We start from the raw sequence: 26974 nt of genomic DNA, 5'->3' as shown, positions 1-26974 counted from the left end.
GGAGGTCAGCCGGATGCGCCGTCCGTAAGCTCGGTGATCAGTTCCGCGGCGCGGCGGGCGAAAAGGTGAGCCTCGCGCTCGACGGACAGTGCGTGCGCCCGCTCGGCAACCGCCCGGACGAGGGGGACCGGCTCTCCGCGTGCCCGCAGCACCCGTGCCCGGATCAGAAGCAGCAGGCTTTCGGCGTAGCGCTGGCCGTACGTTTCGACGGCCGAGTCCGCCTGGTCGAGCGCCGCGTCGGCCTCGTCCAGCTTTCCCGCCGCCAGCCACATCTCGCCGAGGAGCCCGTACCAGGTGGCCAGGCCCGAGCGTGGCGGGTCGGAGAGCGACACGACGATCAGCTCCTGCGCCTCTACGGCCGCACCGGCCGGGTCCTCGCCGGTCACGGCGCGCGCCCAGCACCGGGCCAGCCGTTGGTAGCCGCCGAGGAAGCCGAACGAGAACGCGGGGTCCACGGCGATCCCGCGCTCCGCCGCGCGCAGTGCCCGCACGGGGTCGCCGATCAACGCGGCGACCCGTGCGGAGTAGGTCGCCCAGACCGCGATCGCGTAGGGATCGTCGCCCGCGGCTGCCTCCATCGTGTCGAGGAGGGCCGGCGCCGCGTCGGTGTCACCGTGCAGCGCGGTCGTCATCGCGAGCATCCCGACCGCCATCAGCCGCAGATCGCGCCGGAGCGGGTCCTCCTCCCGGTGGGACAGGTCGTCCAGCACGGTCCAGTCGGTCCGGCTCAGGTACCAAAACGCCTCGCCGATGTCGCCGACTCCCCACTGGTGGATGCCCCAGGCGTACCAGCCGTAGGCGCGCACGACCGGGTCGTCGGACGCCTCGCCCTGCTCCAGCAGCCGGCAGGCCAGTCGGCCGGCGCGGTCCAGGTTCATGCCTTGGGCGTACGCGGCCCAGCGGGAGAAGAGGAAGTCGGCCGCCTTCCGTTCCCGGTCGAGTCCACGGGACAGATGTTCGGCCCGCTCCAGCAGGTCGACCACCGACCCCACGTATCCCACCCGCATGCCGTCCACCGCGGTGAGCAATGACAGGGCAGCCAGCTCCAGCTCCGCCAGGCCCGCTGTCCGTGCCACCTGCCCGGCCGAGTGAAGCTGTCGCGCGGCCGCCTCAAGAGCCAGTTTGGCCGCCGCGCAGCGGCCGGCTCGGACGAGCGCGGTCGCCGTTCGGGCCGGATCCGCGAGGGGGCCGGCGGACCACAGGTGGTGAGCGAGGCGCTCGGCCACCAGCTCGGTGTCCGCGGCCCTGTGCTCAAGCGCGTCGGCGACCAGCAGATGCAACCGGGCCGCGCGCGGTGGCGGTATGTCCTCGGCCACCGATTCGCGGACCAGATCGTGCGGAAAGCCGAACGAGTAGGGGTCCCCGGGCGAGGGTTCGAGCAGGCCGAGCCCTTCGCACGACTCCAGGCGGTCCAGACACGTCTGGTGGTCGAGACCGGCGGTGCGGGCGAGGAGAGCGAGGTCGACGGTACGGCCGATCAGCGCGGCGATCTGCAACAGGCCTCTGACGTCGGCCCCCAGTCCGGCCATCCGGTCGCGAACGACATCCCGGACGGTGGCCGGTACCGCGGTCCGGACCGCGGTGGCCTCCGTGCGGACATCGCCCTCGGCGAGCAACCGGGCCAGCTCGCGGACGAAGAAGGGGTTGCCGGCGGTGCGGGTGTGGATGAGACGGGTGGCACCCGGGCCCGGGTCCTGCCCGGTCTCACGGCGGACGAGTTCGGCCACCTCGGGCGGACCGAGCGGGCCGAGCAGGATCCTGTGGTGACCGGGCAGCCGACTCGCCGTGGCGAGCATCCGCCCCAGTTCCGAACTCGGCGCGGGCGCACGGTCGCGGAGGGCCCCGATCACGCCGGTGCCGCCCGGCAGCCGAGTCATCAGGTGACGGAGCAGATCCAGCGAGGCGGCATCGGCCCACTGAAGGTCGTCGACGACGAGCACCACAGGTCGCCGCGCCGATACCTGGCGGACGAGCGCGACAGCCTCCTCGAAGAAGCGGAACCGGACGCCGCCGTCCGGCATTGCCGGCATCGTCCGACCGCTGCCGCGCGAGGTCACGAGACGACCGAGTTCGCCCGCCTGCCACTCCTCCCGCGCCGCGGCCGGCACGTCGTCCAGGAGCGCGTTGACGATCTGCGCCCACGGCCACATCGACGGCGTGCCGTCCCCCGGCAGGCAATGGCCTCGGACGACGAGCGCGCCACTCCGGTTCGCCTCGACGGCGGCCTCCTCCAGCAGACGGGTCTTGCCCACTCCGGGTTCTCCTTCGACGAACACGAGCCCCGTCGATCCGGCCAGGGCCGATCCCACCGCGTGCCGCACCACAGCCAGTTCCTCGGCCCTGCCGACCAGGCTGTCGGCGGTCGGCGCCCCGCTGGTGGCTGCCGCAGGCCGTTCATGGAGTGTGTCCCCGGCCGGTGCCCGTTCCAGTACACGCAGCTGAGCGGCCACCAGTGCCGGGCTGGGGTCGACGCCCAGTTCCTCGGCCAGCCGGGCGCGGACGGTCCGGAACACCGACAGCGCCTCGGCCGGCTGGCCGGCGGCAGACAGGGCGGCGATGAGACTCGCCTGCACCCTCTCGTGCAGCGGCGCCATCCGGGCGGCCATGTGCAGGGACTGGAGCACACGTTCGGGGCGGCCGAGCGTGATCGCCAACTCGGCGGCCGCCATGCAGGCGTGGCGGAACTCGTCGTCCAGCCCGGCGAAGACAGCCATCCCGGTCGAGCCGTAGGCGACCCCGTCGCCGGCCGAGCCCTGCCAGAGCCCCACCGCTTCCAAGTACCCGTCGAGTGCGGCATGGAGCCGCTGCTCCGTGACGCCGCCCTCTGCCGTATCGACCAGCTCACGGAACCTGACGACGTCCAGTGTCCCGGGGCCGGCCACGAAGAGGTACGCGCTGCCGCGACGTTGAAGGTACGAGCCGGGTTCGCGCGCGGGCAACGTCGGCTCCAGCAGCCGCCGCAGCGCGCCGACATACTTCTGGAGAATGTTGACCGCCGAGGCCGGGACGTCCTCGGCCCAGATCAGGTCGACCAACTCGCTGATGCTGATCGGCTCGCCCGCACGGGCGAGGAGAACCGCGAGCAGATACGCCTGCTGCGGAGGCCCGGCGTCCAGTTCCACACCGTCTCGCCAGACCCGTAGCGGGCCGAGAACCTGCAGACGCAGAGATGTGCCGGAGGAAGCCATTCCTTTTCCCATTCCCAGTCCCGGTCCGCCATACCGGAAATGCACGGCGGACGACCAGGGGCGACAGCGGTGATCGCGGCGGATTCCCTCAGGTGGGCAGCGCACCGAGCAATCACGGCCGGCCCGTCCTACTGACCGATCACCAGGTCCTCGGTGGGCAGTGTCTGGCAGGCCAGCCGCCAGCCCGCCGCCAGCTCCTCGGCGGAGAACATCCCCCGGTCGTCGGTCTCGTGGGCGCCGGAGAGCACCCGCACCCGACAGGTACCGCAAGCGCCTTCGCCGCACGACTGGGGCAACGCGACACCGACGGCGTTGGCGGCGTCGAGGACCGACTGCCCGGGGCCGCACGGGAACGCCGGGGCGCCGCCCACCGTGCCGATCATGAACTGGGCGACACCGGCCGCCGCGGCGGCGACGGCGATGGCGTACGCCTTCTCCCGGCGGGTCTCCTTGCTCCGGCCCGACACGAACGCCTCGGTGCGGATGGCCTCTCGCGGCACACCCAGTTCTGTCAGGCGGCCGATCAGGTCCTGCATCATGGGCGCCGGCCCGCACAGGTGCACGCGGGTCGTCGGGCCTGCGTGGGGCCGCAGCTCGTCCGGACCGATCCGTCCCTCGCGTTCGGTGACGAAGATCGACACCTCCAGTCCCGGCAGCCGGGCCCGCAGCGCCGTGATCTCCGGCCCGAACACCACCTCGTCCTCGGTCCGGAAGCTCGCCAGCAGGACGATCCGCCCCGTGTGACCGGCGTCGGCGGCCGCGAGCAGGACGCTCATCAGCGGGGTGATGCCGACTCCCCCGGCGATGAGCAGGAGTGTGTCCGCCGTGCCTTCCTCGGTGCCCGGCTCCCAGGTGAACCCGCCGTGCGGGCCGCTCACCCGCAACGCCGGCCCGACCTCCAGTTCCTCATGCAGGAATCCCGAGCCCAGCCCGTCCGGCTCGTGCTTGACAGCGATCTCGAGGAAGCCGCTCTCCCCCGGGCTGCTGCAGATCGAGTACGACCGTTCGATCGGCTCGACGGCGACGGGCAGGTCGACCTTCACGTACTGCCCGGCGACGAACGAGAACGGCATCGTGTCCCCGTCCAGGGGTTCGAAGCGAATCCTGCGGACCGTCGGGGTCAGCACCTCGATGCCGGCCACGCGCAGATAGCCCTCCCAGGGCGTGGCCAGATCCCGGGTCGTCCCGCCGGAACGGATGGCCCGCCACATCGTCCCGAGCTGCCGCGGTTTCAGTACGGCGTTCGCCGCCATCAGCCCGCCCGCCAGCGCCCCCACCACACCGGACCCCCAGGCGTCCTGCCCGGCCACGAAGAGGCCCTTTACCGGAGTACGGCATCCCGCCCGAGCCGAGCGCAGCCGCTGGGGAGTCGCCGCGAGTCCGTAGAAGGATCCCCGCACGCTGTGCTGATAGGTCTCGAACGACAGCGGCGTCGCCAGTTCGGCGAACGCGATCGTCTCCCGGAAACCGGGCCAGCGTTCCTCCAGGCGGGCGATCAGCCGGTCGGTCAGCTCGTCCTTGAACTTCCGGTAGCTGTCCGGCCGCTCGTTCCCGGGCGTCCCGCGCCACTGGTCGACCACCTTCGGATCGACGAGTTCCAGCAGCTCCACCGTGTGGAACCGGGCGGCTGGGTTGTTGAGCGACGCGAACGACACGTACAGCGTTCCTTCCCCCACAGGGCGATGAACGCTGTCGTGCTCGTCGAGATCCGGCATGAACCAGTGGTTCTCGCCGCGCAGCCCGAACTCGGCCGGCGACCGGTCCAGTCCGAGGAACAGCATGACCGCCGACCGTTCCGCGGGCAGATCCGCCAGTTCGTGACTCCTCCCGATCAGGGCGTACGTGTTGCGCACGCCGGCCGCCGAGACGACGGTGTCCGTCCGCACCCGGTAGCGGCGGCCGGTGACGCTGTCCTCGACGTCGACGCCGGCCACCCTGCCGCCCTCGACGACGACCTCATGGACCCTCTGCCGGGCGCGCAGCACCACGCCGTACCGCTGAAGGATCTCCAGAACGACCCGGTTGAGCTCCTGCGGACCGCCCACGGGATGTGCGGTGCCTTCCATGAAGAAGGTCAGCGGGACCGCCGCGTGATAGCCGAACGCGCTCGACGCCGGCGGAGTGCCGTACAGCCCCCACCGCGCGGCCAGAACGGCCCGCAGACGCGGATCACGGAAACAGCGGGACACCTGCTCCCGCAACGACCGGAACGCCGACGGGAACAGCCGCTCGACGACGGGCGCACCCGCCGTGCGCAGACCGACGGGCAACGATGCCACGACATTGCGCGCGACCAGCCCGGCCATGGCCCGGCGCGTGGTGCGGAAGAAGCCGTCGATGGCGTCGGCCTCGGCGGGGAACCGTTCCTTCAGACGCTCACGGAACCGTTCCCTCGTCGCGGGGACGGTGAAATCGAACCCCGGGAAGTGCAGTGCGTCGTACTCGTCCGGCAGCGGCGAAAGCTGCGCCCTTCCATCCGTCATGAACCCGAGGAACGGGCCCGCGCTCGCGCTCATGTAATGCAGCCCGGTGCCGAACCGGTATCGCCCGGCGCGGGAGAACTCGTGCGTCATCCCACCGAGCGTGTAGTGCTGTTCGAGGACGAGAACACGCTTCCCGCCGAACTGCGCGATCGTGCGCGCCGCCGCGAGACCCCCCATACCCGACCCGATCACCACCACGTCGGCTTCCTCGTCCGAGACCATCCGCAACCCCCCAGTCATCCGTCCTCAGCGGGCTCAGATTGACCGAACCGGCTTGACATCGACTGAAAAATCAGGGAAGTCCCCTCTGGACCAGGTCCGGGTCTCATTCAATTCCCGTCCAGTGCGCCGCCATAGCTTTGCGCCGAGCGTGCGGGTGTGAAGCCGTGACGTTCTCGAAGAAGTGGCCGTCGGCCGGACGGTGTGGAAGAACCCGACACCCGCTCCGGTCGTTGTCGGCCGTCGTCCGAAGGAGAGGTTGGTCCATGGTGAGCGGGAATCCGACGATCGTGCTCGTGCACGGAGCCTTTGCCGACAGCAGCGGCTTCAACGCCGTCGCCAAGCGGCTCGTCGCCGACGGCTATCCGGTGGTCGCCGCACCGAATCCGCTACGCGGGCTCAGCTTTGACGCGGCCAACGTCAAGGCGCTGCTGGACAGCATCGAGGGACCGATCGTGCTGGTCGGGCACTCGTACGGCGGTGCGGTCATCTCCGCCGCCGCCGCGGGAAACGCGAACGTGAAGGCACTGGTCTACCTGGCGGCGTTCGTGCCGGAGACCGGCGAGAGCGCGCAAGCACTGGTGGAGAAGTTCCCGGGGAGCACCGTGGGCGAGTCCCTGAAGCCCGTGCCGCTGCCCGACGGACAGGTGGACCTCTACATCGACCCGAAGGTCTTTCATCCCCATTTCGCGGCCGACGTGTCGGAGGAGGAAGCCGCCCTCTATGCGATCACGCAACGCCCGGCCACCGGCGCCGCCCTCGGCGAGCCCGCCGCTGGGCCGCAAGCCTGGCACACGATCCCGAGCTACCACCTCATCAGCGGCGCCGACCGGATCATCCCGCCGGCGACGCAGGAGTTCATGGCCCAGCGCTCCGGTGCGAAGACCCAGGTGGTCGAAGGTGCCTCGCACATGGTGTTCGTCTCCCGGCCGGGTGCGACGGTGGCCCTCATCGAGACGGCCGTGCAGGAAGCCGTGCAGGAACAGGTGCTCCCGCGATAGCACCGCCGGTCACCGCAAGCGCATCGATCCGATGATCCACGGGAGGGAAAATGCACAAGAGCGAAAAGGCCATGAGGTGGGGCCTGCGGATCCACCTCTTCTGGTACGTCATCGCCAATGCGGCCCAGGTGGCGCTGTGGGCGATTCTCACATCCGACCACTTCTTCTGGCCCCTGTGGTCGATTCTGGGCTGGGGTATCGGACTGCTGATCCACTTCTTGGCGATTCGTTCGAAGTTCCGATCACTCGCCCGGTCATGACCTGAACCATCACAACGAGGACCAGAGGAGGATCATGTCCGGGAAAGTGGTTCCGGGTCGCAACACCGCCGCCGCCGAAGGCGACGTCGTCGTCTTCCACATCGGGCTGCGGATCAACCGGCTGCGAGCATTCTCCAGTTGGTTTCCGGCCTTCATGTCGATGCCGCGCATGCTGCGCGAGCTGTCCCAGGAAAAGAGCAGCGGACTTCTCGGCTACAAGGTGCTCTACGGCAGCGTCCGGGACTTTCTACGTCGTCCAGTACTGGTCCGACAAGGAGCGGCTCCTCGCCTACGCCCACCAGCAGGACAAGGAGCACCGGCCCGCATGGGCGGCGTTCAACCGACGAGCACGCGCCGGAAAGGGTCATGTGGGCATCTGGCACGAGACGTTCATCGTCCCGGCAGGCTCCTACGAATCGGTGTACGTCGACATGCCCGCCTACGGCCTCGCCGCCGCGACAGGTGTCGTACCGGTCGGCCGGCGCGGCGACACGGCGGCCCAGCGTCTGAGTGCCGCAGAGAAGTAGGCGTCCGAACAGTCGGCGGCGGATGCGCCGTACGGGCGCACCGTCCCGTAACCTGGGCCTCCGCTGCCGAAGCTCCGGAATCCGCAGCTCAGACGCCCTCTCGGACCGGCTCCAGAATCGCCACGCACTCCACATGATGCGTCATCGGAAACAGATCGAACGCCCGCAACGTCCGCACCCGGTAGCCCCCGTCCCGGAAGTACCCCAGGTCGCGCGCCAGGGCGGCGGGGTCGCAGGCGACGTACGCGATGCGGCGGGCGTCCAGGGAGGCCAGGTGTTCCACCGTGGCGCGGCCCGCTCCCGCGCGGGGCGGGTCGAGGACGATCAGGTCGACCTCGGTGATGCCGGTGCGCGGGAGGACGGATTCGACCTTGCCCTGCTCGATGCGGACCCGGGGGAAGTCCGCGAGGTTGTGCCGGGCGTCCTCGACCGCGCGCTTGCCGGACTCGATGCCGAGGACCGCGCCCTTCTCGCCGAGGCGGTCCGCCAGGGCGCCGGCGAAGAGGCCGACGCCGCAGTACAGGTCGAGGGCGGTGTCGCCCTTGCGCGGCAGCAGTCCCTGCATGACGGCGGTCACCAGGGTGTCCGCCGCCTTCGGGTGGACCTGCCAGAAGCCACCGCTGCCGACCCGGTGCGTACGGCCGTCCGCGCGCTCGCGGACGAAGGGGCGGCCGTGGACGCGGTGGACGCCGCCGTCCTTCTCGCCGACCCGCATGACGGACACCGGACGGTCCAGTTCCACGATCGGCAGCCGTGCGCCCGGCCGCGGGGTGAGGATCACCTGCCGGTCCTGCGAACCGGTCGCCGAGATCGCCTCGACCGTCGCCATCCCGCTCCAGTCGCGCTGCTCGATGCCGAGTTCGCTGACGCCCTCGGCGGCGATCATGCAGTGGTCGATGCGCTCCACGTCGTGCGAGCGGTGCCGGCGCAGACCGGCGTGGCCCTCGGCGTCCACCGCGTACTGCACGCGCGTACGCCACTGCGGCACCTGCCCGGCCGGCAGCTTGTCGCCCTCGGCCGGCATCACGGTGCCGTCCCAGCCGGCCTCCTCGGGTGTGAGGCCCGCGAGCCGCTGGAGCTGCTCGGCGATCACCTCGCCCTTGAGCCGCCGCTGGGCGCCCGGCTTGGCGTGCTGCCAGTCGCAGCCGCCGCAGCGGCCGGGGCCGGCGAAGGGACAGGGCGCCTCGACCCGGTCCTTGGAGGCGGACAGGATCTCCACCGCGTCCGCGCGCAGGAAGCGGGCGCCCTCCTCGCCCTCGGTCACCCGGGCCACGACCCGCTCACCGGGCAGCGCGTGCCGGACGAAGAGCACCTGACCGGAGTCGGTACGGGCGATGCAGTGGCCGCCGTGGGCGACGGGGCCGATCTCGACCTCGTACTCGTTCCCCACCAGGGTCTTCTTCGGTTCTGCCTGCATGGCGGGGTGACTCCACAACGTCGAACGAGGAACGGCCGGACAACAGCCCACCAGTCTACGTGGCTGTCGTCCGGCCGTTCACCACAAGGGCGGGCCGCCAGGGCCCCCAGGGCCCGCAGGGCCGCTACGGGTCCGTGAGCCCTTCTACGACTCCGAAGCGGAGCCCGACGCGGAACCGGACCCCGACGCGGAACCCTGAGCCCCGGCCGCCGAGCCGGTCGGCTCCTTCGCCCGGCCCTGTTCCGCGGGACCGCGCCGCACCGCGCCCGGCGCGTTCCACTCCTGCCGCTTACGGGCCCGCATCCGGGCCACCTCGGAGGACTCCAGCTGGTACGGCACGGACGTGACCATGACGCCCGGGGTGAACAGCAGGCGCCCCTTGAGCCGCAGCGCGCTCTGGTTGTGCAGCAGATGCTCGTACCAGTGGCCGACCACGTACTCCGGGATGATCACCGAGACGGCGGCGCGCGGCGACTCCTTGCGCAGGCCCTTGACGTACTCGATGATCGGCCGCGTGATCTCGCGGTACGGCGAGTCGAGGACCTTCAGCGGCACGTCGATCCCGCGCCGCTCCCACTCCTCGCGCAGCGCCTTCGTCTCGGTCGGGTCGACGTTGACGGTGAGCGCCTCCAGGGTGTCGGAGCGCATCAGCTTGGCGTAGGCGAGGGCCCGCAGGGTCGGTCGGTGGATCTTCGAGATCAGCACGACCGAGTGCACCCGGGACGGCCGTACGCTGTCGTCGCTCGGGCCCTCGGGCGCCGCGATCTCGTCCGCGACCCGGTCGTAGTGCTTACGGATCGCCGTCATCGTCGCGTAGAAGATCACCATGCCGAGCAGGGCGACCCAGGCGCCGTGCGTGAACTTGGTGACGAGGACGACGACCAGGACGAGGCCGGTGAAGAAGGCGCCGAAGGCGTTGATCGCCCGGGAGCGGACCATGTGGCGGCGCTTGGCCTGGTCGGTCTCGGTGGCCAGGTGGCGGTTCCAGTGGCGGACCATGCCGGTCTGGCTGAGCGTGAAGGACACGAACACGCCGACGATGTACAGCTGGATCAGGCGGGTGGAGTCGGCGCCGTAGATGATGATCAGGAAGGTCGCCGCGCCGGCCAGGAGCACGATGCCGTTGGAGAAGGCGAGGCGGTCGCCGCGGGTGTGCAGCTGGCGGGGCAGATAGCGGTCCTGGGCGAGGATCGAGCCGAGCACCGGGAAGCCGTTGTAGGCGGTGTTGGCGGCCAGGAACAGCACCAGGGCGGTGGCCGCCGCGAGCACGAGGAAGAAGAAGCTGCCCTTGCCGAAGACGGCCTCGGCGACCTGGGTGATCACCGGGTTCTGGACGTAGTCGGGGCCGACCCCGACGCCGTTCTTCAGCAGGTCGACGGCCGGGTTCTCGGCCATGCGGACATCGGTGGTCAGGGCGAGCACGATGATGCCGCAGAACATGGTGACGGCCAGCAGGCCCATCGCCGCGAGCGTGGTCGCCGCGTTCTTCGACTTGGGCTTGCGAAAGGCCGGCACGCCGTTGGAGATCGCCTCGACGCCGGTGAGCGCCGCACAGCCGGAGGAGAAGGCGCGCAGCATCAGGAAGACCAGGGCGAAACCGGCCAGGCCCTGGTGCTCGGCCTTGATCGTGTACTCGGCGGTCGGCGCCCGCATGGTGTCGCCGAGGACGAGCCCGCGGAACGCGCCCCACGCGATCATGATGAAGACGCCCGCGACGAACACGTACGTCGGGATGGCGAAGAGCTTTCCGGACTCCTTGACCCCGCGCAGGTTCATCAGGGTCAGCAGGATCACGACGGCGACCGCGCAGGCCACCTTGTGCTCGACGACGAAGGGGATGGCGGAGCCGAGGTTCTCGATGCCGGAGGCGATGGAGACGGCGACCGTCAGGACGTAGTCGACGAGCAGGGCGCTCGCGACGGTCAGGCCGGCCTTGGCGCCGAGGTTGGTGGTGGCCACCTCGTAGTCGCCGCCGCCGCTCGGGTAGGCGTGGACGTTCTGCCGGTAGGAGGCGACCACCGTGAACATCAGCACGACGACCGCGAGGGCGATCCACGGGCTGAAGTGGTAGGCCGACACGCCCGCGATGGACAGGACCAGCAGCACCTCCCCGGGCGCGTAGGCCACGGAGGACAGCGGGTCGGAAGCGAAGACGGGTAGGGCGATGCGCTTCGGCAGGAGCGTTTCTCCGAGCCGATCACTGCGCAGTGCGCGCCCGATCAGGATCCGTTTGGGCACGTCGGTCAGTTTGGACACAACAGAGGATCGTATGCCTTCGAACTGGGGCGCGCCCACCCTCCCCCGGGGTGAGCCGGGTGCCGCAGCACCGCGTCTGCCTCACGAGTGAAATCGGCCACGCGTCGGCTGCGGATTCCGTGGCCGCGCCGATCGTCATGCCTATATGACAACCCCCGCCCCGCCGCCGTCCATCGGAGGTTCCATGCACACGACCGCGGAGCTGATCGGAGCCGCCGCCACCCTCGTCGGCCTCGGAATCCTTACCGTTCTCAGTGTCTGGAGCATCAGCCGGCGCTGATCGCGCAAACCGTGCACGGGGGTGCCCTGCGCGGACCGCGCCTGTGTAGCTTGGTCGGCGGTCTGAGAGTCTGTTCAGAGCCACGCCAGAAAAATTTATTGACTTCTTGACTTCTTTACTTCCGGAAGGACGGTCGTGCACATCGTCATCATGGGCTGCGGCAGAGTGGGTTCCGCTCTCGCCCAGACCCTGGAGCAACAGGGGCACACGGTCGCCGTGATCGACCAGGACCCCACCGCCTTCCGACGACTGGGCTCCGGGTTCGGCGGCCGTCGTGTCACCGGGGTCGGCTTCGACCAGGACACCCTGCGCGAGGCGGGCATCGAGGAGGCAGGCGCCTTCGCCGCCGTCTCCAGCGGCGACAACTCCAACATCATCGCGGCCCGGGTGGCCCGCGAGATGTTCGGCATCGAGAACGTCGCCGCCCGGATCTACGACCCCCGGCGCGCCGAGGTCTACCAGCGCCTCGGCATCCCCACCGTCGCCACCGTCCGCTGGACGGCCGACCAGATGCTGCGCCGGCTGCTCCCCTCGGGCGCCGAGCCGCTGTGGCGCGACCCCACCGGCGGCGTCCAGCTCGCCGAGGTGCACGCGGCCCCGTCCTGGGTCGGCCACAAGATCAGCAAGCTGCAGGAGGAGACGGGCGTCCGGGTGGCGTTCGTGACCCGGCTCGGCGAGGCGATACTGCCCACCTCGCAGACCGTGCTGCAGGAGGGCGACCTGGTGCATGTGATGATGCGTACCGACGAGGTCGAGAAGGTCGAGGCGTCGTTCGCCGAGGGCCCGAGGGAAGGCGGTCACTGATGAGGGTCGCCATTGCCGGAGCCGGTGCCGTCGGCCGCTCGATCGCGGGCGAGCTGCTGGAGAACGGCCACGAGGTCCTGCTCGTCGACAAGGCGCCGACCGCCATCTCGGTCGAGCGCGTCCCGCAGGCGGAGTGGCTGCTCGCCGACGCCTGCGAGATCACGTCCCTGGACGAGGCGGCGCTCCAGCGCTGCAACGTCGTGATCGCCGCCACCGGCGACGACAAGGTCAACCTGGTCGTGTCCCTGCTGGCGAAGACGGAGTACGGCGTCCCGCGCGTCGTCGCCCGCGTCAACAACCCCAAGAACGAGTGGCTCTTCAACGAGTCCTGGGGCGTCGACGTCGCCGTCTCCACCCCCCGGCTGATGTCCGCCCTGGTCGAGGAGGCGGTCTCGGTCGGCGACCTGGTCCGGCTGCTCCGCTTCAGCCACGGCGACGCCAACCTCGTCGAACTGACGCTCCCCGAGGAGTCGGCGCTGGCCGGCACCCAGGTCGGCGACGTGGAATGGCCCGAGGACACCTCCCTGGTCACCATCATCCGCGGCACCAGGGTCCTCACCCCGACCAGGGAGGACTCCCTGGAGCCGGGCGACGAACTGCTCTTCGTGGCCGCGCAGGCGCGGGAGGAGCAGCTGGAGGACCTGTTGTCCGTACGGCGCGACACGTAGGAAGCGGGGGTCTGGGGGCGGCAGCCCCCAGATACCTCAGTCCCGACGGTGCCGTCCACCCGCGGCCTCGGCGGCGGCCTTCCGCTCGGCCTCCGCCTTCTCCTCCGCCTCCATCTCGGCGAACACGTCGATCGGCGCGGGCGCCTTCGCCAGGAAGACCCAGGTCAGCCAGACCGCCAGCAGGAAGGGCGGGATCTTCAGGGCGATCAGGACCCAGCCCAGCTGCGCGGTGTTCGCCCACCAGTACAGCGGGAAGAGGATCGCGCACTTGGCGAGCAGGATCAGGCCCCAGGCCCAGCTGGCCTTGGCGTAGGCCTTCTTGCGGCCCGGGTTCCGCTTGCGCCAGGAGAGGTTCTCCTTGAAGACCGGGCCGAGGATCAGACCGATCAGCGGGACCCCGCACAGGGTCGTGATGATGTACGCCAGTGCCAGGCCCAGCGTGTAGAGCATGCCGGGGAGGTAGAAGTCCTTGGCGTTGCCGGTCATCATCGCGAAGACGACACCGAAGGCGACCCCGAAGACCCCGCTGAAGGCGTGCTTGACGGTGTCCTTCATCGCCAGCCGGACCACGACCAGGACCAGCGACACCGCGAGCGCGGCGATCGCGGACATGTGCAGGTCCTTGTTGATCGTGAAGACGGTGACGAAGAGCAGGCCGGGCACGACCGTCTCGATCATGCCCCGCAGCCCGCCGAACGCCTCGAACAGCGCGGCCTCGGTCACCGCCCGGGCGTCGGCCGCGGCGGTGTCCTCCGCGGTCGTGTCTTCGGTCGGCTTGTCGAGCGACGTCACCGGCTACTCCCTACCGAGGGGTCTCAGTTCGTACTTCGGGTTGAACAGCACCCGGCGGCCTCTGCTCATGGAGACCCGGCCCGATGCGATGAGTCTGCGCCCCGGCTCTATGCCCACGATGGAGCGCCGGCCCAGCCACACCACGTCCAGCGCGGCGCTGCCGTCGAACAGCTCGGCCTCCAGGGCCGGGACTCCGGCGCGCGGACGCAGAGTGACCGTGCGCAAGGTACCAGTAACCGTGACGATCTGCCGGTCCTGGCAGTCGCCGATCCGGACGCAGCCGGTCGTCTCGGCGTCCTCCCGCAGCTCCTGGGACTCCAGGTCCTCCTGGGACGAGGAGAGCCGGTCGAGCATGCGCCGGAACCGGCCCACCGGCTTCTCGGAACGCGGAACACCACTCATGTGTGAAGCGTACCGGGGCCCACCGACACAGCCGTAACCCGTCCCACGGCTCACTTCTCGAAGCGGTAGCCCATCCCCGGTTCCGTGATGAAGTGCTTCGGATGCGAGGGGTCCGCCTCCAGCTTCCGTCTCAGCTGGGCCATGTAGACCCGCAGGTAGTTCGTCTCGGTGCCGTACGACGGCCCCCACACCTCCTGCAGCAGCTGCTTCTGGCCGACCAGGCGCCCGGTGTTGCGCACCAGCACCTCCAGCAGATGCCACTCCGTCGGGGTGAGCCGGACGTCCCGGCCCGCCCGGTGGACCTTCTTCGCGGCGAGGTCGACGGTGAACCCGTCGGTCTCCACCAGGACGTCGTCCTCCCCGCCCCCGGCCGGCTCGGCCCGGCGTACGGCGGCCCGCAGCCGGGCCAGCAGCTCGTCCATGCCGAAGGGCTTGGTGACGTAGTCGTCGGCGCCCGCGTCGAGCGCCTCGACCTTCTCGTCCGAGGAGTGCCGGGCCGACAGCACCAGGATCGGCACCCGGGTCCAGCCCCGCAGCCCCCTGATCACCTCGACGCCGTCCATGTCGGGCAGTCCGAGGTCGAGGACCACCACGTCCGGGTGGCGGGCGGCGGCGAGCCGGAGGGCGGTGGCGCCGTCGTGGGCGGCGTCGACCTCGTACTTGCGCGCCTTGAGGTTGATCACGAGGGCGCGCACGATCTGCGGCTCGTCGTCGATCACCAGCACCCTGGTGGCGGTCTGGGAGGGTCCCCCAGCAGGACTCACCATGAAGCCTGCCTTTCCGGTCGTACCGAACGTCCTTGTGCCGCGGCCGGTGCCGCGGTGTCCTCGCCGGGCGGTGCGGGCCGCGGCTGGGCCGCCGCCGGCGCCGCCGCGCGCAGTGTGAGGACCATGGTGAGGCCGCCGCCGGGGGTGTCCTCGGCGTTGAGGGTGCCGCCCATGGCCTCGGCGAAGCCGCGCGCCACCGCGAGGCCGAGCCCCACGCCCGCCCCGCGCGGTGCGTCGCCGTGGCGCTGGAAGGGCGCGAAGATCCGCTCCTTGGCCTCGTCGGGGACGCCCGGCCCCCGGTCCACGACGCGCACCTCGACCCGGTCGGACAGCGCGCTGGCCGCGACCAGCACCGGCTCACCGGCCGGGCTGTACTTGACCGCGTTCTCCACGAGGTTGGCCACCGAACGCTCCAGCAGCCCGGCGTCGACGGCGACCATGGGCAGGGTCTCGGGGATGTCCAGCTCGACGCTCTCCTCCGGGTCGGGGACCCCGCCGAGCGCCATCGGCACCACCTCGTCGAGGTCGATCTCCCGGATGATCGGCGTGACCGTCCCGGTCTGGAGGCGGGACATGTCGAGCAGGTTGCCCACCAGGTGGTCGAGCCGGTCGGCGCCCTCCTCGATGCCTTCGAGCAGCTCCGCCCGGTCCTCCTCGGACCAGGCCACGTCGTCGGACCGCAGGCTGGAGACCGCGGCCTTGATCCCGGCCAGCGGGGTGCGCAGATCGTGGCTGACGGCGGCCAGCAGCGCGGTGCGGATCCGGTTGCCCTCGGCCAGCGCGCGGGCGTGCTCGGCCTCCTCCTGCAGACGGCGCCGGTCCAGTACGACGACGGCCTGGGCGGCGAAGGCGGCCAGCACCCGGCGGTCCTCGGCGGGCAGCACCCGGCCGGTGAGCGCCAGCGCCGCGCGGTCGCCGACCGGCACGTCCACGTCCGCCTCGTCCGGCCGCTGCACGGGCCGCCCGAGGCCCACCTGGCCCGCGCAGGTCCACGGGGCCCGGTCGTCCGCCCGCTCCAGCAGCGCCGCCGACTCCATGCCGAAGGTCTCCCGGACCCGCTCCAGCAGTGCCTCCAGGCTGGTCTCGCCGCGCAGCACATTGCCCGCGAGGAAGGACAGGATCTCCGACTCGGCCCGCAGCCGGGCCGCCTGGTGCGTGCGGCGGGCCGCCAGGTCGACCACCGACGCCACGGACACCCCCACCCCCACGAAGATCACTATGGCGATGATGTTCTTCGGGTCCGCGATCGTCCACCGGTGCAGGGGTGGGGTGTAGAAGAAGTTCAGCAGCAGCGAGCCCAGCGCCGCCGAGGCCAGCGCCGGCAGCAGTCCGCCGAGCAGCGCGGCCGCCACGGTCACCGCCAGGAACAGCAGCATGTCGTTGGCGAGCCCGAGGTGGACGGTGTTCAGCAGCAGCGCGAGGATCGCCGGGCCGGCCAGGCCGACCAGCCAGCCCCAGATGATCCGGGCCCGGCCGAGCCGGGCGCCCCGGGCCACGGGCAGCCCCCGGCCCTTGGCCACCTCCCCGTGGGTGACGATGTGCACGTCGAGGTCGGGACCCGACTCCCGGGCGACCGTCACCCCGACACCCGGCCCGAAGACGTACTGCCAGGCCTTGCGGCGCGAGGAGCCGAGGACGATCTGGGTGGCGTTCACGCCCCGGGCGAAGTCGAGCAGCGCGGCCGGTATGTCGTCGCCGACGACGTGGTGGAAGGTGCCGCCGAGGTCCTCCACGAGGGTGCGCTGGACGGCCAGTTCCTTGGGCGAGGCCGAGGTCAGTCCGTCGCTGCGCGCGATGTACACGGCGAGGACCTCGCCGCCGGCGCCCTTCTCCGCCAGCCGGGCCGCCCGCCGGATGAGGGTGCGTCCCTCCGGGCCGCCGGTGAGGCCGACGACGATCCGCTCGCGCGAGCCCCAGATCGCCGACACCCGGTGTTCGCTGCGGTACTGCTTCAGGTAGGCGTCGACCCGGTCGGCCACCCACAGCAGGGCGAGTTCCCGCAGGGCGGTGAGGTTGCCGGGCCGGAAGTAGTTGGACAGGGCCGCGTCGACCTTGTCCGGCCGGTAGATGTTGCCGTGCGCCATCCGGCGGCGCAGGGCCTCCGGGGACATGTCCACCAGCTCTATCTGGTCGGCTCGCCGGACGAACTCGTCGGGCACGGTCTCCTGCTGCCGTACCCCCGTGATGGACTCGACCACGTCCCCGAGGGACTCCAGGTGCTGGATGTTGACGGTGGAGACGACGTCGATCCCGTCCGCCAGGAGTTCCTCCACGTCCTGCCAGCGCTTGGCGTTGCGCGAGCCGGGGACGTTGGTGTGCGCGAGCTCGTCCACCAGGGCGACCTGCGGGCGGCGGGCGAGGACCGCGTCCACGTCCATCTCGGTGAAGACGCCGCCCCGGTACTCCAACTCGCGGCGCGCGACCTGCTCCAGGCCGTGCAGCATCACCTCGGTGCGCGGCCGGCCGTGGTGCTCGACGAAGGCGACCACGCAGTCCGTCCCGCGCTCCACCCGGCGGTGCGCCTCGGACAGCATGGCGTACGTCTTGCCCACGCCCGGTGCCGCACCGAGATAGATCCGAAGCTTGCCGCGCGCCATGGCCCCATTGTCTTCCCGTGACTCCTGCCTACGCAGCGTCGACCCTACGACCATCGGGCCCGACAAAACGGGCGAGCCAGGCGCCGGCGGGCGCCTTTGACGCAACCCTGACGCACCGGACCCACCACCCGAGCCGACCTGCGGCCCGAGACCCACGACCCGCGGCCCGAGACCCACGACCCACGACCCGCGGCCCGAGACCCACGACCCACGACCCGAGACCCGAGACCCACGACCCGAGACCCGAGACCCACGACCCGAGACCCGAGACCCACGACCCGAGACCCGAGACCCACGGCCTGCGACCAGTGGCCCCCGCGCCCCATGGCCTGCGACTCGCGGCTCACGGCCTGCGGCTCGCGGCTCACGGCTCACGGCTCACGGCTCACGGCTCACGGCTTTCGGCTTTCGGCCCACGGCTCGCGGCTCACACGCGAAGGAGCCGCACCCCGAGGGGCACGGCTCCTTGTCGGCCTTCCCGGCCGGGCGCTCAGCGGACCTCGGTGATCTCCGGTCCGCGCTGGAGCTGGCCCATGCCTCCGGAGAAGCGGGAACCCTCGTCCTGCTGCTGGATGCCCTCGGGGACCATCTGCGCGTCGTTCGGCAGCTTGAGGACGATGGGGTCGCGCGGCGCCATCGGGCCGTCGCCGCGCACCACGACCGTGTCCCGGAAGATCTGCTCGAGCAGCCCGGCGGCCTGCGGCTGCACCGCGCCCTGGCCGGAGATCACTCCGCGCAGGAACCAGCGGGGGCCGTCCACGCCGACGAACCGTACGACGTGGAAGCCGCTCGTGCCGTCCGGCAGCTGCACCGGGACCTGGGCCCGCAGCTCCCAGCCCAGCGGGCCCTCGACCTCGTCGATGATCCCGCCCTGCTGGGTGATGCCCGAACCGATCTCCTCGCGCACCTCGCCCCAGATGCCCTCGCGCTTGGGCGCGGCGAAGGCCTGCAGCTGGACGGCGCTGTCGCGCAGCACGACGGTGGCGGCGACGATCGCGTCGCCCGCGACCTCGACGCGCAGCTCCATGCCGTCGACGCCCGGCACGAACAGACCGCCCAGGTCCACCCGGCCCTCGGCCGGGTCGCGGACCTCGGAGCTGTCCCAGGGTCCGTCGGGCCGCGGCTCGGGCTCGAGCCGGACGCGCTCGCGCTCGCCCGTTACCTCTTCGTCCGCCTCAGTGTCGACACTGTCGACGACCTGCTCGGCCTCGCCGGCCGCGTCCTCGGCGGCACCCTTCTTCTTGCGACGTCCGAACACGTCACTGTCCTTCCCGGTCGGATACGACCGAAGCGTATCGATACCCACCCACACTGCCGCCCAGGGCGGCCTGACCGCTTGCATCGCCCACCGCGGCATGCCCGCCGGTGGACCCGAAGCCCCCCGCGGCCCGTGCCGATTCGGGAAGCTCCGCGACCTCCTGGAAGCGGACCCTCTCGACCTGCTGGACGACCAGTTGGGCAATCCGGTCGAAGCGCTCGAACCGCACGGACTCGCGCGGGTCGAGATTCACCACGATCACCTTGATCTCCCCACGGTACCCGGCATCAACCGTCCCCGGGGCATTCACGAGTCCGACTCCGCACCGGGCCGCGAGCCCCGACCGGGGATGCACGAAGGCCGCGTACCCCTCGGGCAGCGCGACGGACACCCCCGTGGGCAGGACGGCCCGCTCCCCGGGCCCCAGTTCACAGACCTCGGTGGTCCGCAGATCTGCCCCCGCGTCCCCGGGGTGCTCGTACGCCGGAAGCGGTACGTCGGGGTGGACGCGCCGGATCAGGACGTTCAGGGGGTCACGGCTCACGGGTTCACCTCGAAGGCGCGGGTGCGCCGGACCTGGTCGGGGTAGCTCATGGCCGCCCGGATCTCCTCCTCGCGGCCGTGGTGGACGAAGTGCGCCACCTCGACCTCGACGAAGAGCGCGTCGGCGCGGACCGCGACGGGTCCCTCGGGGCCGCCGATGCGTCCGGTGGCCGTCGAGTAGATCTTCCGCCGGGCCACCGCCGTCACCTCGGCCTCCAGGTGCAGCGTGGTGCCGACGGGCACCGGCCGCACGAAGTCGGTCTCCAGCCGGCCGGTCACGGCGATGGTGCGCAGCAGCCAGTTCAGCGAGCCGAGCGTCTCGTCGAGGGCGGTGGCCAGGACGCCCCCGTGCGCGAGCCCCGGAGCCCCCTGATGGACGGGCTGCACCGTGAACTCGGCGGTGACGGTGACTCCCTCGCCGGCCCGCGCCTGGAGATGCAGCCCGTGGGCCTGTCCGCCGCCGCACCCGAAACACTGTTCGTAGTGGGCCCCGAGAAGCTCGCCGGGCGCGGGAGCATCGGGGTGCCGAACGGGTTTCACCGCGTCGGCGGGAGGCTGAAGAGCTGCGGAAGTACCACTCACAGCCGCAGACCTTACCCGCGCGTCGGCTCCTACCGGACACCATGCCAAGCTTGACGCCATGCAGCCCCCCGCCACCCCTTACGAAGAACGTCTCACCGCCCCCCGCACCTGGTGGTTCGTCTCGTTCCTCGTGGGCGTCTCCTTCGCCCTGATCCTGCTGCCCTTCGGCACGCTGCCGCTGCTGGGCGGCCTGGTCGGCGGCACCGCGGTCGCCGCGGTCGCCGCCAGCTCGTACGGCTCCGTGCGCATCCGGGTGGTCGGCGACGCGCTGATCGCAGGCGAGGCGAAGATCCCCGTCGCGGCCCTCGGCGAGGCGGAGGTGCTGGACCAGGAGGAGGCGCGCGCCTGGCGCACGTACAAGGCGGACGTGCGCGCGTTCCTGCTGCTGCGCGCCTACATCCCCACCGCGCTGAAGGTGCAGGTCACCGATCCGGACGACCCCACGCCGTACCTGTATCTGTCCACGCGGGAGCCGGAGCGGCTGGCCCAGGCCCTGCGGACGGCGCGGGAGGCCACGGCCTAGGCGCGCGGCGTCCCGGTTCAGTATCCGAGCTCCCTGGGGTGTCCGGGGAGCTCTCGCATGTCCAGGGGGTGTTCGGGCTTCTCCAGCGGCGGCAGGTCCGCCAACGCCTCCCAGGGCACCTGGGCCTTGCGCAGATCCGCGCGGATCCTCGCGGCCAGTTTCTTGGTGTCGCGCCGGTTCATGGCGGCGCCCACCACGGCGCCCACCAGGAACGGCACCAGCATCGGCAGGTCGCGGACGAGCCGCTTCATGATCTGCTGGCGCAGCTCGCGTTTCATCTGGCCGCCGAGCGCGGAGTTGACCGTGGACGGCTTGAGCGGGTCGATGCCGCGCTCTCCCGACCAGGCACGCAGATAGGCCGTGCTGCGGTCCTTGAGGGTGCCGGGCGGTCTGAGGCCGTACACCTCGTGCAGTTCGGCGATGAGCTTCAGCTCGATCGCCGCGACCCCGGTGATCTCCGCGGCCAGTTCGGTGGGCATCGCGGGCGGCACGGGCAGCATCGCCGCCGCGCCGACGCCCGCGCCGACCGTGGAGGTGGCGTTCGCGGCGCCCGCCACGAGCTTGTCGGCGAGCTGCTCCGGCCCGAGGCCGGGGAACTGTCCGCGGAGCGTCCTGAGGTCCCGTACGGGGATCCTCGGGGCGATCTCGATGATCCGGTCCGCGAGGTAGGACAGACCGGCCCTGGCGCGGTCCCCGCCCTTGCGGACGCCTTCCCGGGCCAGGTCCCTGGCCTTGTCGCGCATCACCGCGACCCGTCGCCTGGCGACGGGCACGGATCCACGCCCAGGCGCCGGGAGGTCAGCCCCGTCGCCTGTTGTACCGAGCGAGGCCGATCCCGCAGGGACCACTCCCTTGCCGGATGAGCCTCGCTCGTCGTCACGCACGCCGTGAGGACCGTCGGACGGCCCTTGGTCCGCTCCCGGCTTGCGGAAGCGGCGCTTCCGAGAGGGGGTCGAGCCAGTCACGGCCGACCCCGCCTCAGTCGCAGTCGCGGCAGATCGGCTGACCGTTCTTCTCCCGGGCCAGCTGGCTGCGGTGGTGCACCAGGAAGCAGCTCATGCAGGTGAACTCGTCCTGCTGCTTGGGGAGCACTCGGACGGCCAGTTCCTCGTTGGACAGGTCCGCTCCGGGGAGCTCCAGCCCCTCCGCCGCCTCGAACTCGTCGACATCGACGGCGGAAGCGGACTTGTCGTTCCGCCGGGCCTTCAGCTCTTCAAGGCTGTCGGAGTCGACATCGTCGTCGGTCTTGCGTGGGGTGTCGTAATCGGTTGCCATTTCGCCTCTCCCCCTCTGGGTGAATGCGGTGTCTCCAGCGCACGTAACGCGTGAGAGGCCGGACTTGTGCCCGCCTCGAGGCGGAGATTTTGCCTCACATCAAGGTCTGTTACTCAATCGACACCCAACCGGACTCCTCATGAGTGATCGGCTTGGATGGCGATCGGGACCGTACACGGTCCTGATGTCGCACTTCAAAGGCGTCTCACCGTGTACTTCCCGTGATCAGGACCCCCGAAAACCCGGATTTTCCGGGCTTTCCGGCAGGCGGCATGATCACGGAGAGTAGATGGCCGGAAATTCGCCCTTGTGATCGATCACACACGGGGTTGCCAGGACCGAGTCCTGAGAATTCCGCGCAAAGCGAACATCCCCGCGTGTGTCGGCGACATGGTCTCAGACGGGCAGGGTGACCCGCATCACGAGCCCCCCTCCCTCACGCGGCTGGGCCGCGATGTGCCCGCCGTGCGCCCGGGCCACGGACCGCACGATGGACAGCCCGAGCCCGACCCCCTTGTCGCTGCCCGTGCGCTCCGTGCGCAGCCGCCGGAACGGCTCGAACAGATTGTCGATCTCATACGCCGGCACGACCGGCCCGGTGTTCGACACGACCAGGACCGCGTGCCCGTGCTGGACCTCGGTGGTCACCTCGACCCAGCCGTCCTCCGGGACGTTGTAACGCACGGCGTTCTGCACCAGGTTCAGGGCGATGCGCTCCAGCAGGACGCCGTTGCCCTGGACGACCGCGGGTTTCTGCTCGCCGCGGATCACCACGCCCTTCGCCTCGGCCTCCCCGTGCACCTGGTCGACGGCCTGCTCGGCGACCTCGGCGAGGTCCACCGGTTTGCGCTCGACGATCTGGTTGTCGCTGCGGGCGAGCAGCAGCAGACCCTCCACCAACTGCTCGCTGCGCTCGTTGGTGGCCAGCAGGGTCTTGCCGAGCTGCTGCAGCTCCACGGGCGCGTTCGGATCGGACAGGTGCACCTCGAGCAGCGTGCGGTTGATCGCCAGCGGCGTCCGCAGCTCGTGCGAGGCGTTGCCGACGAAGCGCTGCTGGGCGGTGAACGCCCGCTGGAGGCGCTCCAGCATGTCGTCGAAGGTGTCCGCGAGCTCCTTGAACTCGTCGTCCGGGCCGTCCAGCTCGATCCGCCGGGACAGGTCCGAGCCGGCCACGGCGCGCGCGGTACGGGTGATCCGCCCGAGCGGCGACAGGACTCGTCCGGCCATGGCGTAGCCGAAGGCGAACGCGATCACGGCGAGGCCGAGCAGGGCCAGCAGGGAGCGGCTGAGGAGGTCGTCCAGGGCGTGCTGGCGCTGCTGGTTGACGCACTCGGCCATCGAGCGGTTCAGCTCGGTCGCCGTGGGGCTGGAGGGGAAGTTGCAGCTCTCGCTCGCGACCTGGCCCGAGAGGATCTTGAAGGGCAGCTCGCTGCCGACGTTCAGCGCGTGCGCGGCCAGCAGGTAGATGATCGACAGCAGCACGATGCCGGCGATCAGGAACATCCCGCCGTACAGCAGGGTGAGCCGTATGCGGATGGTCGGGCGCAGCCAGGGCAGGGTGGGCTGCACCCTCCGGGGGGCCCAGGTGGGCTTCGGGGGCGCCTGGGGAGGCGCGGGTGCGGCGGCCACGGCCGTCAGATCCGGTAGCCGGAGCCGGGGACGGTGACGATCACCGGGGGTTCACCGAGCTTGCGGCGGAGCGTCATGACCGTCACGCGCACGACGTTGGTGAACGGGTCGGTGTTCTCGTCCCACGCCTTCTCCAGGAGCTGTTCCGCGGAGACGACGGCGCCCTCGCTGCGCATCAGGACCTCCAGGACGGCGAACTCCTTGGGCGCGAGCTGGACCTCCTTGCCGTCGCGGAAGACCTCGCGGCGGTTGGGGTCGAGCTTGATGCCGGCGCGCTCCAGGACGGGCGGCAGCGGCACGCTGGTGCGCCGGCCGAGGGCACGCACGCGTGCGATGAGCTCGCTGAAGGCGAAGGGCTTGGGGAGGTAGTCGTCGGCGCCGATCTCCAGGCCCTCGACGCGGTCGCTGACGTCGCCGGAGGCCGTGAGCATCAGCACGCGCGTGGGCATGCCGAGTTCGACGATCTTGCGGCAGACGTCGTCGCCGTGCACGAGCGGGAGGTCGCGGTCGAGGACGACCACGTCGTAGTCGTTGACGCCGATGCGCTCCAGGGCGGCCGCACCGTCGTACACGACGTCGACGGCCATGGCCTCCCGGCGCAGTCCGGTGGCCACCGCATCGGCGAGCAGTTGCTCGTCCTCGACGACGAGTACGCGCACGTCGCTTGTCCTTCCTGTGTCCACCCGCGTAGCGCTCCGTGAGCGCGCGTGGGCAGGGGGTCTGGTGGGTGTGTGCTTCCATCCTGCCCTTTTCGGCCATAAGTCGGCGGTAAGACGGTGAGGCCGCGATGAAGGACGGGTATGAACCCGGGAATGCGAGATTTTCTCGTCCGGTTGAGGTTTCCGTGGAAGGGAGCGGGGGGAGGACGGCTTTACACCCCGCGATCACGCTCTGCATGTGCCGCAACACCATGTGGTACTCCGCGCTCCGCTTGCCGCAGAGTGGGCGTGGGTGTCCGGCACCGTCGCCGCCCGGCAGGGCAGCGCTGGGCACCTACTGGAGACGTGATCGCCCCTTCCCGAATCGGCACACCCCCGTGCCATCGACCCACGACCCAGGACGAGGGGGCGCAGCATGGACGCATTCACCGCAGGACTTCTGCAGCGCATAAGGGCGACCGAGTCCGATCTGACCAGGGCTCTCGACGAGGGCGACGACTTCCTCGTCGAGGTGGAGCAGGCAGAGCTCGACGACCTGCGCCGCCTCGCCGCCGAACACGGTGTGGAGGTCGGCGCGACAAGCGTCTGAGCGGTTGGCACGCGTCGTTCGCACGCGTGACGGAGGGGCCCCGGCGAATCCAGCGCCGGGGCCCCTTCGTGTGCGCGGTCCGCGCCGCCGGTGGGCGTGGTGCGCGGTTGCGGCCGTCAGTCGTGCCAGGCTCCGAAGTCCTCCAGGAGGCGCTGGAGGGGCTCGAAGACGGCCGGGGTGGCGGCGATCGCCAGATCGCGTGAGGGGCGCTCTCCGGGGCGTCCACCGGTCAGCGCGCCCGCCTCCCGGGCGATCAGGTCGCCCGCCGCGAGGTCCCACGGGTGCAGGCCGCGCTCGTAGTAGCCGTCGAGGCGGCCGGCGGCCACGTCGGCCAGGTCGACGGCGGCCGAGCCGCTGCGCCGGATGTCCCGCAGCAGCGGGATCAGCCGCCGGGCCACCTCGGCCTGATGGGTGCGGACCTCGGTGACGTAGTTGAAGCCGGTGGAGACCAGGGCCTGGTCGAGGGGGGCCGGGGCGCGGCAGGACAGCTCCCGCTCGCCCTCCCGGGCGCCGGTCACACGGGCGCCCCGACCGCGTACCGCGTGGTACGACTCCCCGCGCATCGGGATCTCCACGACCCCGACGACGGTCTCGCCGTCCTGCTCGGCGGCGATGGAGACGGCCCAGGTGGGCAGGCCGTAGAGGTAGTTGACCGTGCCGTCGAGGGGGTCGATCACCCAGCGGATGCCGGTCCTGCCGGTGCTGGAGGCGCCCTCCTCGCCGAGGAAGCCGTCGTCGGGTCGGTGCTCGGAGATCAGGCCGGTGATCAGCTTCTCGGCGGCGATGTCCATCTCGGTGACCACGTCGATCGGGCTCGACTTGGTGGCGGCCACCGCGAGATCGGCCGGGCGGCCGTCGCGCAGCAGCTCACCGGCCCGGCGGGCGGCCTCCCGGGCGAGTGCGAGCAGGTCCGGGTGCAGGGGGTCGGTCACGGGGCTCCTCACGCGTAGGGGCTGTCGACGCCCGCGGCGGCCGGCCGGGGCGCGCGGGCCGGGCAGCACCCGACGGGACACAGGTCGTGGCTCGCGCCGAGCGCGCCCAGGGCGCACGGGGCGACCGGGCGGCCGGTTTCGGCGGCGGCGCGTTCCAGGACGAGCTCGCGGACCGCGGCGGCGAACCGCGGGTCGGCGCCGACCGTGGCCGAGCGGCGCACCGGCAGACCCAGCTCCCCGGCCCTGGCCGTGGCCTCCGTGTCTAGGTCGTAGAGGACCTCCATGTGGTCGGAGACGAAGCCGATGGGGGCCATCACGACCGCCGGGACGCCGGCCGCGTGGCGCTCCTCGAGGTGGTCGCAGATGTCGGGCTCCAGCCACGGGATGTGCGGGGCGCCGGAGCGGGACTGGTAGACGAGCTGCCAGGGGTGGTCGACGCCGGTGCGGTCGCGGACCGCGTCGGCGATCACGCGGGCCACGTCCAGGTGCTGCCGCACGTACGCGCCGCCGTCGCCGTGGTCCTCGACGGGGCCCGAGGTGTCGGCCGAGGCGTCGGGGATCGAGTGGGTGGAGAAGGCGATGTGGGCGCCGTCGCGGATGTCCTCGGGGAGGTCGGCGAGGGACCGCAGGACGCCGTCGATCATGGGCTCCAGGAAGCCCGGGTGGTTGAAGTAGTGCCGCAGCTTGTCGATCTTCGGCAGCGGCAGGCCCTCCGCCTCCAGGGCGGCCAGCGCGTCGGCGAGGTTCTCGCGGTACTGGCGGCAGCCCGAGTAGGAGGCGTAGGCGCTCGTGGCGAGGACGAGGACGCGGCGGCGGCCGTCCGCGACCATCTCGCGCAGGGTGTCCGTGAGGTACGGGGCCCAGTTGCGGTTGCCCCAGTAGACCGGCAGGTCCAGGCCGTGGTCGGCGAAGTCCTTGCGCAGGGCGTCCAGCAGGGCGCGGTTCTGGTCGTTGATCGGGCTGACCCCGCCGAACAGGAAGTAGTGCTGCCCGACCTCCTTGAGGCGTTCCTTCGGGATGCCTCGCCCGCGGGTCACGTTCTCCAGGAACGGGACCACGTCGTCCGGGCCTTCCGGGCCGCCGAAGGAGAGCAGGAGCAGGGCGTCGTAGGGGGTGGCATCGAGCGCGTCTGGCATGCGTCCGATCCTGCCACCCGCCTCCGACGGCCGGGAAACGGCGGGGCCGTACCGGGCGCCGTACCGGGGCCGCCCGCGCGGGGCGCACGCCCCGGTGCATTAGGGTTGCCTAACTCGTAAGCTGTATCAGCTGCCTTCACGCCTTACCGAGCGTTACCGGGCACACACCGACGAGCCGCTTTCCACT

Annotated in this window: 24 protein-coding genes and 1 pseudogene; 7 read left to right on the top strand and 18 right to left on the bottom strand. The window is 71.1% G+C overall.

Features of this window, described 5'->3' with window-relative positions; translation table 11 throughout:
- Positions 1–5: 5 nt before the first annotated feature.
- Together ABZ464_RS18260 and ABZ464_RS18255 are read right to left on the bottom strand one after the other, a co-directional pair.
- Positions 6–3122, bottom strand: a complete 3117-nt coding sequence (locus tag ABZ464_RS18260; RefSeq protein ID WP_359277790.1) for an AAA family ATPase — start codon at positions 3120–3122, stop codon at positions 6–8.
- A gap of 194 nt (positions 3123–3316) precedes the next feature.
- Positions 3317–5911, bottom strand: a complete 2595-nt coding sequence (locus ABZ464_RS18255) for an FAD-dependent oxidoreductase (protein WP_359277787.1) — start codon at positions 5909–5911, stop codon at positions 3317–3319.
- Positions 5912–6156: 245 nt separating this feature from the next.
- On the opposite strand from ABZ464_RS18255, the gene ABZ464_RS18250 reads away from it, so the two are divergent.
- Complete coding sequence (locus ABZ464_RS18250; protein WP_359277979.1) at positions 6157–6891, top strand: alpha/beta hydrolase; 735 nt, start codon at positions 6157–6159, stop codon at positions 6889–6891.
- A gap of 50 nt (positions 6892–6941) precedes the next feature.
- A complete protein-coding gene (locus ABZ464_RS18245) occupies positions 6942–7151 on the top strand; it encodes a 2TM domain-containing protein (RefSeq protein ID WP_359277785.1) in 210 nt (69 codons plus the stop codon).
- 9 nt (positions 7152–7160) lie between these two features.
- On the opposite strand, the gene ABZ464_RS18240 is transcribed toward ABZ464_RS18245, so the two are convergent.
- Positions 7161–7322 (bottom strand): hypothetical protein, encoded by a 162-nt coding sequence (locus ABZ464_RS18240; RefSeq protein ID WP_359277994.1) that lies wholly within the window; start codon positions 7320–7322, stop codon positions 7161–7163.
- Between ABZ464_RS18240 and ABZ464_RS18235 the strand changes: the two are divergent.
- Positions 7252–7678: pseudogene (locus ABZ464_RS18235) on the top strand (DUF4188 domain-containing protein). The gene ABZ464_RS18240 and the pseudogene ABZ464_RS18235 overlap by 71 nt on opposite strands.
- Positions 7679–7766: 88 nt before the next feature.
- Here the strand turns inward: ABZ464_RS18235 and ABZ464_RS18230 are convergent.
- On the bottom strand, positions 7767–9095 hold the full coding sequence (locus ABZ464_RS18230) for a TRAM domain-containing protein (protein ID WP_359277782.1): 1329 nt from the start codon (positions 9093–9095) through the stop codon (positions 7767–7769).
- A 144-nt stretch (positions 9096–9239) separates the two neighbouring features.
- Positions 9240–11351, bottom strand: coding sequence for an APC family permease (locus ABZ464_RS18225; protein ID WP_359277779.1), 2112 nt, complete (start codon positions 11349–11351; stop codon positions 9240–9242).
- 415 nt (positions 11352–11766) lie between these two features.
- Here ABZ464_RS18225 and ABZ464_RS18220 point away from each other — a divergent pair, with 415 nt between their 5' ends.
- Complete coding sequence (locus ABZ464_RS18220; RefSeq protein WP_359277776.1) at positions 11767–12435, top strand: TrkA family potassium uptake protein; 669 nt, start codon at positions 11767–11769, stop codon at positions 12433–12435.
- On the top strand, positions 12435–13103 hold the full coding sequence (locus ABZ464_RS18215; protein ID WP_133914085.1) for a TrkA family potassium uptake protein: 669 nt from the start codon (positions 12435–12437) through the stop codon (positions 13101–13103). The genes ABZ464_RS18220 and ABZ464_RS18215 overlap by 1 nt, the downstream gene beginning before the upstream one ends.
- Positions 13104–13139: 36 nt before the next feature.
- Here ABZ464_RS18215 and ABZ464_RS18210 read toward each other — a convergent pair whose 3' ends face one another.
- From ABZ464_RS18210 to ABZ464_RS18180, 7 genes are all read right to left on the bottom strand, one after another.
- Positions 13140–13895: a DUF3159 domain-containing protein gene (locus ABZ464_RS18210; RefSeq protein WP_359277773.1), complete on the bottom strand. Its 756-nt coding sequence runs from the start codon at positions 13893–13895 to the stop codon at positions 13140–13142.
- 3 nt (positions 13896–13898) lie between these two features.
- Positions 13899–14297 (bottom strand): OB-fold nucleic acid binding domain-containing protein, encoded by a 399-nt coding sequence (locus ABZ464_RS18205; protein WP_359277771.1) that lies wholly within the window; start codon positions 14295–14297, stop codon positions 13899–13901.
- A gap of 50 nt (positions 14298–14347) precedes the next feature.
- Positions 14348–15064, bottom strand: coding sequence for a response regulator (locus tag ABZ464_RS18200; protein ID WP_359277768.1), 717 nt, complete (start codon positions 15062–15064; stop codon positions 14348–14350).
- Positions 15058–17661: an ATP-binding protein gene (locus tag ABZ464_RS18195; protein ID WP_359277766.1), complete on the bottom strand. Its 2604-nt coding sequence runs from the start codon at positions 17659–17661 to the stop codon at positions 15058–15060. Before ABZ464_RS18195 ends, ABZ464_RS18200 begins: the two co-directional genes overlap by 7 nt.
- A gap of 490 nt (positions 17662–18151) precedes the next feature.
- Entirely contained in the window at positions 18152–18919 is a 768-nt protein-coding gene (locus ABZ464_RS18190) for a DUF3710 domain-containing protein (RefSeq protein WP_359277763.1), read from the bottom strand.
- Between the two features lies 1 nt (position 18920).
- Entirely contained in the window at positions 18921–19463 is a 543-nt protein-coding gene (gene dut, locus ABZ464_RS18185) for a dUTP diphosphatase (protein WP_359277760.1), read from the bottom strand.
- Positions 19460–20044, bottom strand: coding sequence for a PaaI family thioesterase (locus ABZ464_RS18180; protein ID WP_359277757.1), 585 nt, complete (start codon positions 20042–20044; stop codon positions 19460–19462). Before ABZ464_RS18180 ends, dut begins: the two co-directional genes overlap by 4 nt.
- 58 nt (positions 20045–20102) lie before the next feature.
- Between ABZ464_RS18180 and ABZ464_RS18175 the strand changes: the two genes are divergently transcribed.
- Complete coding sequence (locus tag ABZ464_RS18175) at positions 20103–20567, top strand: DUF3093 domain-containing protein (RefSeq protein ID WP_359277754.1); 465 nt, start codon at positions 20103–20105, stop codon at positions 20565–20567.
- A gap of 17 nt (positions 20568–20584) precedes the next feature.
- Here ABZ464_RS18175 and ABZ464_RS18170 read toward each other — a convergent pair whose 3' ends face one another.
- From ABZ464_RS18170 to ABZ464_RS18155, 4 genes are all read right to left on the bottom strand, one after another.
- Complete coding sequence (locus tag ABZ464_RS18170; protein ID WP_359277752.1) at positions 20585–21532, bottom strand: hypothetical protein; 948 nt, start codon at positions 21530–21532, stop codon at positions 20585–20587.
- 13 nt (positions 21533–21545) lie between these two features.
- Complete coding sequence (locus ABZ464_RS18165; RefSeq protein WP_003993510.1) at positions 21546–21842, bottom strand: DUF4193 domain-containing protein; 297 nt, start codon at positions 21840–21842, stop codon at positions 21546–21548.
- A 396-nt stretch (positions 21843–22238) separates the two neighbouring features.
- Entirely contained in the window at positions 22239–23471 is a 1233-nt protein-coding gene (locus ABZ464_RS18160; RefSeq protein ID WP_359277749.1) for a HAMP domain-containing sensor histidine kinase, read from the bottom strand.
- Between the two features lie 5 nt (positions 23472–23476).
- Positions 23477–24130, bottom strand: coding sequence for a response regulator transcription factor (locus ABZ464_RS18155; RefSeq protein ID WP_003993508.1), 654 nt, complete (start codon positions 24128–24130; stop codon positions 23477–23479).
- 415 nt (positions 24131–24545) lie between these two features.
- Here ABZ464_RS18155 and ABZ464_RS18150 point away from each other — a divergent pair, with 415 nt between their 5' ends.
- The gene (locus ABZ464_RS18150) at positions 24546–24719 is read left to right on the top strand and encodes a hypothetical protein (protein ID WP_166663599.1); all 174 of its coding nucleotides are present in this window, start codon (positions 24546–24548) and stop codon (positions 24717–24719) included.
- 116 nt (positions 24720–24835) lie between these two features.
- On the opposite strand, the gene ABZ464_RS18145 is transcribed toward ABZ464_RS18150, so the two are convergent.
- Complete coding sequence (locus ABZ464_RS18145; RefSeq protein ID WP_359277745.1) at positions 24836–25651, bottom strand: inositol monophosphatase family protein; 816 nt, start codon at positions 25649–25651, stop codon at positions 24836–24838.
- 8 nt (positions 25652–25659) lie between these two features.
- The gene (locus ABZ464_RS18140; RefSeq protein WP_359277742.1) at positions 25660–26787 is read right to left on the bottom strand and encodes a ferrochelatase; all 1128 of its coding nucleotides are present in this window, start codon (positions 26785–26787) and stop codon (positions 25660–25662) included.
- Between the last annotated feature and the right edge of the window lie 187 nt (positions 26788–26974).

This window comes from Streptomyces sp. NPDC005820 (genome assembly GCF_040630255.1).
Classification (GTDB): Bacteria; Actinomycetota; Actinomycetes; order Streptomycetales; family Streptomycetaceae; genus Streptomyces.
Note: the sequence above shows the minus strand (reverse complement) of the source record. Positions and strands in the feature narration are given on the sequence as shown.

Excerpts from the sequence above, each read along its gene's own strand:
- ABZ464_RS18205 (WP_359277771.1), bottom strand. The coding sequence starts at position 14,297 with ATGAGTGGTGTTCCGCGTTCCGAGAAGCCGGTGGGCCGGTTCCGGCGC.
- ABZ464_RS18215 (WP_133914085.1), top strand. The coding sequence starts at position 12,435 with ATGAGGGTCGCCATTGCCGGAGCCGGTGCCGTCGGCCGCTCGATCGCG.
- ABZ464_RS18250 (WP_359277979.1), top strand. The coding sequence starts at position 6,157 with ATGGTGAGCGGGAATCCGACGATCGTGCTCGTGCACGGAGCCTTTGCC.
- ABZ464_RS18165 (WP_003993510.1), bottom strand. The coding sequence starts at position 21,842 with ATGGCAACCGATTACGACACCCCACGCAAGACCGACGACGATGTCGAC.
- ABZ464_RS18175 (WP_359277754.1), top strand. The coding sequence starts at position 20,103 with ATGCAGCCCCCCGCCACCCCTTACGAAGAACGTCTCACCGCCCCCCGC.
- ABZ464_RS18240 (WP_359277994.1), bottom strand. The coding sequence starts at position 7,322 with ATGCGCGGCATCGACATGAAGGCCGGAAACCAACTGGAGAATGCTCGC.
- ABZ464_RS18245 (WP_359277785.1), top strand. The coding sequence starts at position 6,942 with ATGCACAAGAGCGAAAAGGCCATGAGGTGGGGCCTGCGGATCCACCTC.
- ABZ464_RS18140 (WP_359277742.1), bottom strand. The coding sequence starts at position 26,787 with ATGCCAGACGCGCTCGATGCCACCCCCTACGACGCCCTGCTCCTGCTC.
- ABZ464_RS18150 (WP_166663599.1), top strand. The coding sequence starts at position 24,546 with ATGGACGCATTCACCGCAGGACTTCTGCAGCGCATAAGGGCGACCGAG.
- ABZ464_RS18200 (WP_359277768.1), bottom strand. The coding sequence starts at position 15,064 with ATGGTGAGTCCTGCTGGGGGACCCTCCCAGACCGCCACCAGGGTGCTG.
- ABZ464_RS18255 (WP_359277787.1), bottom strand. The coding sequence starts at position 5,911 with ATGACTGGGGGGTTGCGGATGGTCTCGGACGAGGAAGCCGACGTGGTG.
- ABZ464_RS18230 (WP_359277782.1), bottom strand. The coding sequence starts at position 9,095 with ATGCAGGCAGAACCGAAGAAGACCCTGGTGGGGAACGAGTACGAGGTC.
- ABZ464_RS18195 (WP_359277766.1), bottom strand. The coding sequence starts at position 17,661 with ATGGCGCGCGGCAAGCTTCGGATCTATCTCGGTGCGGCACCGGGCGTG.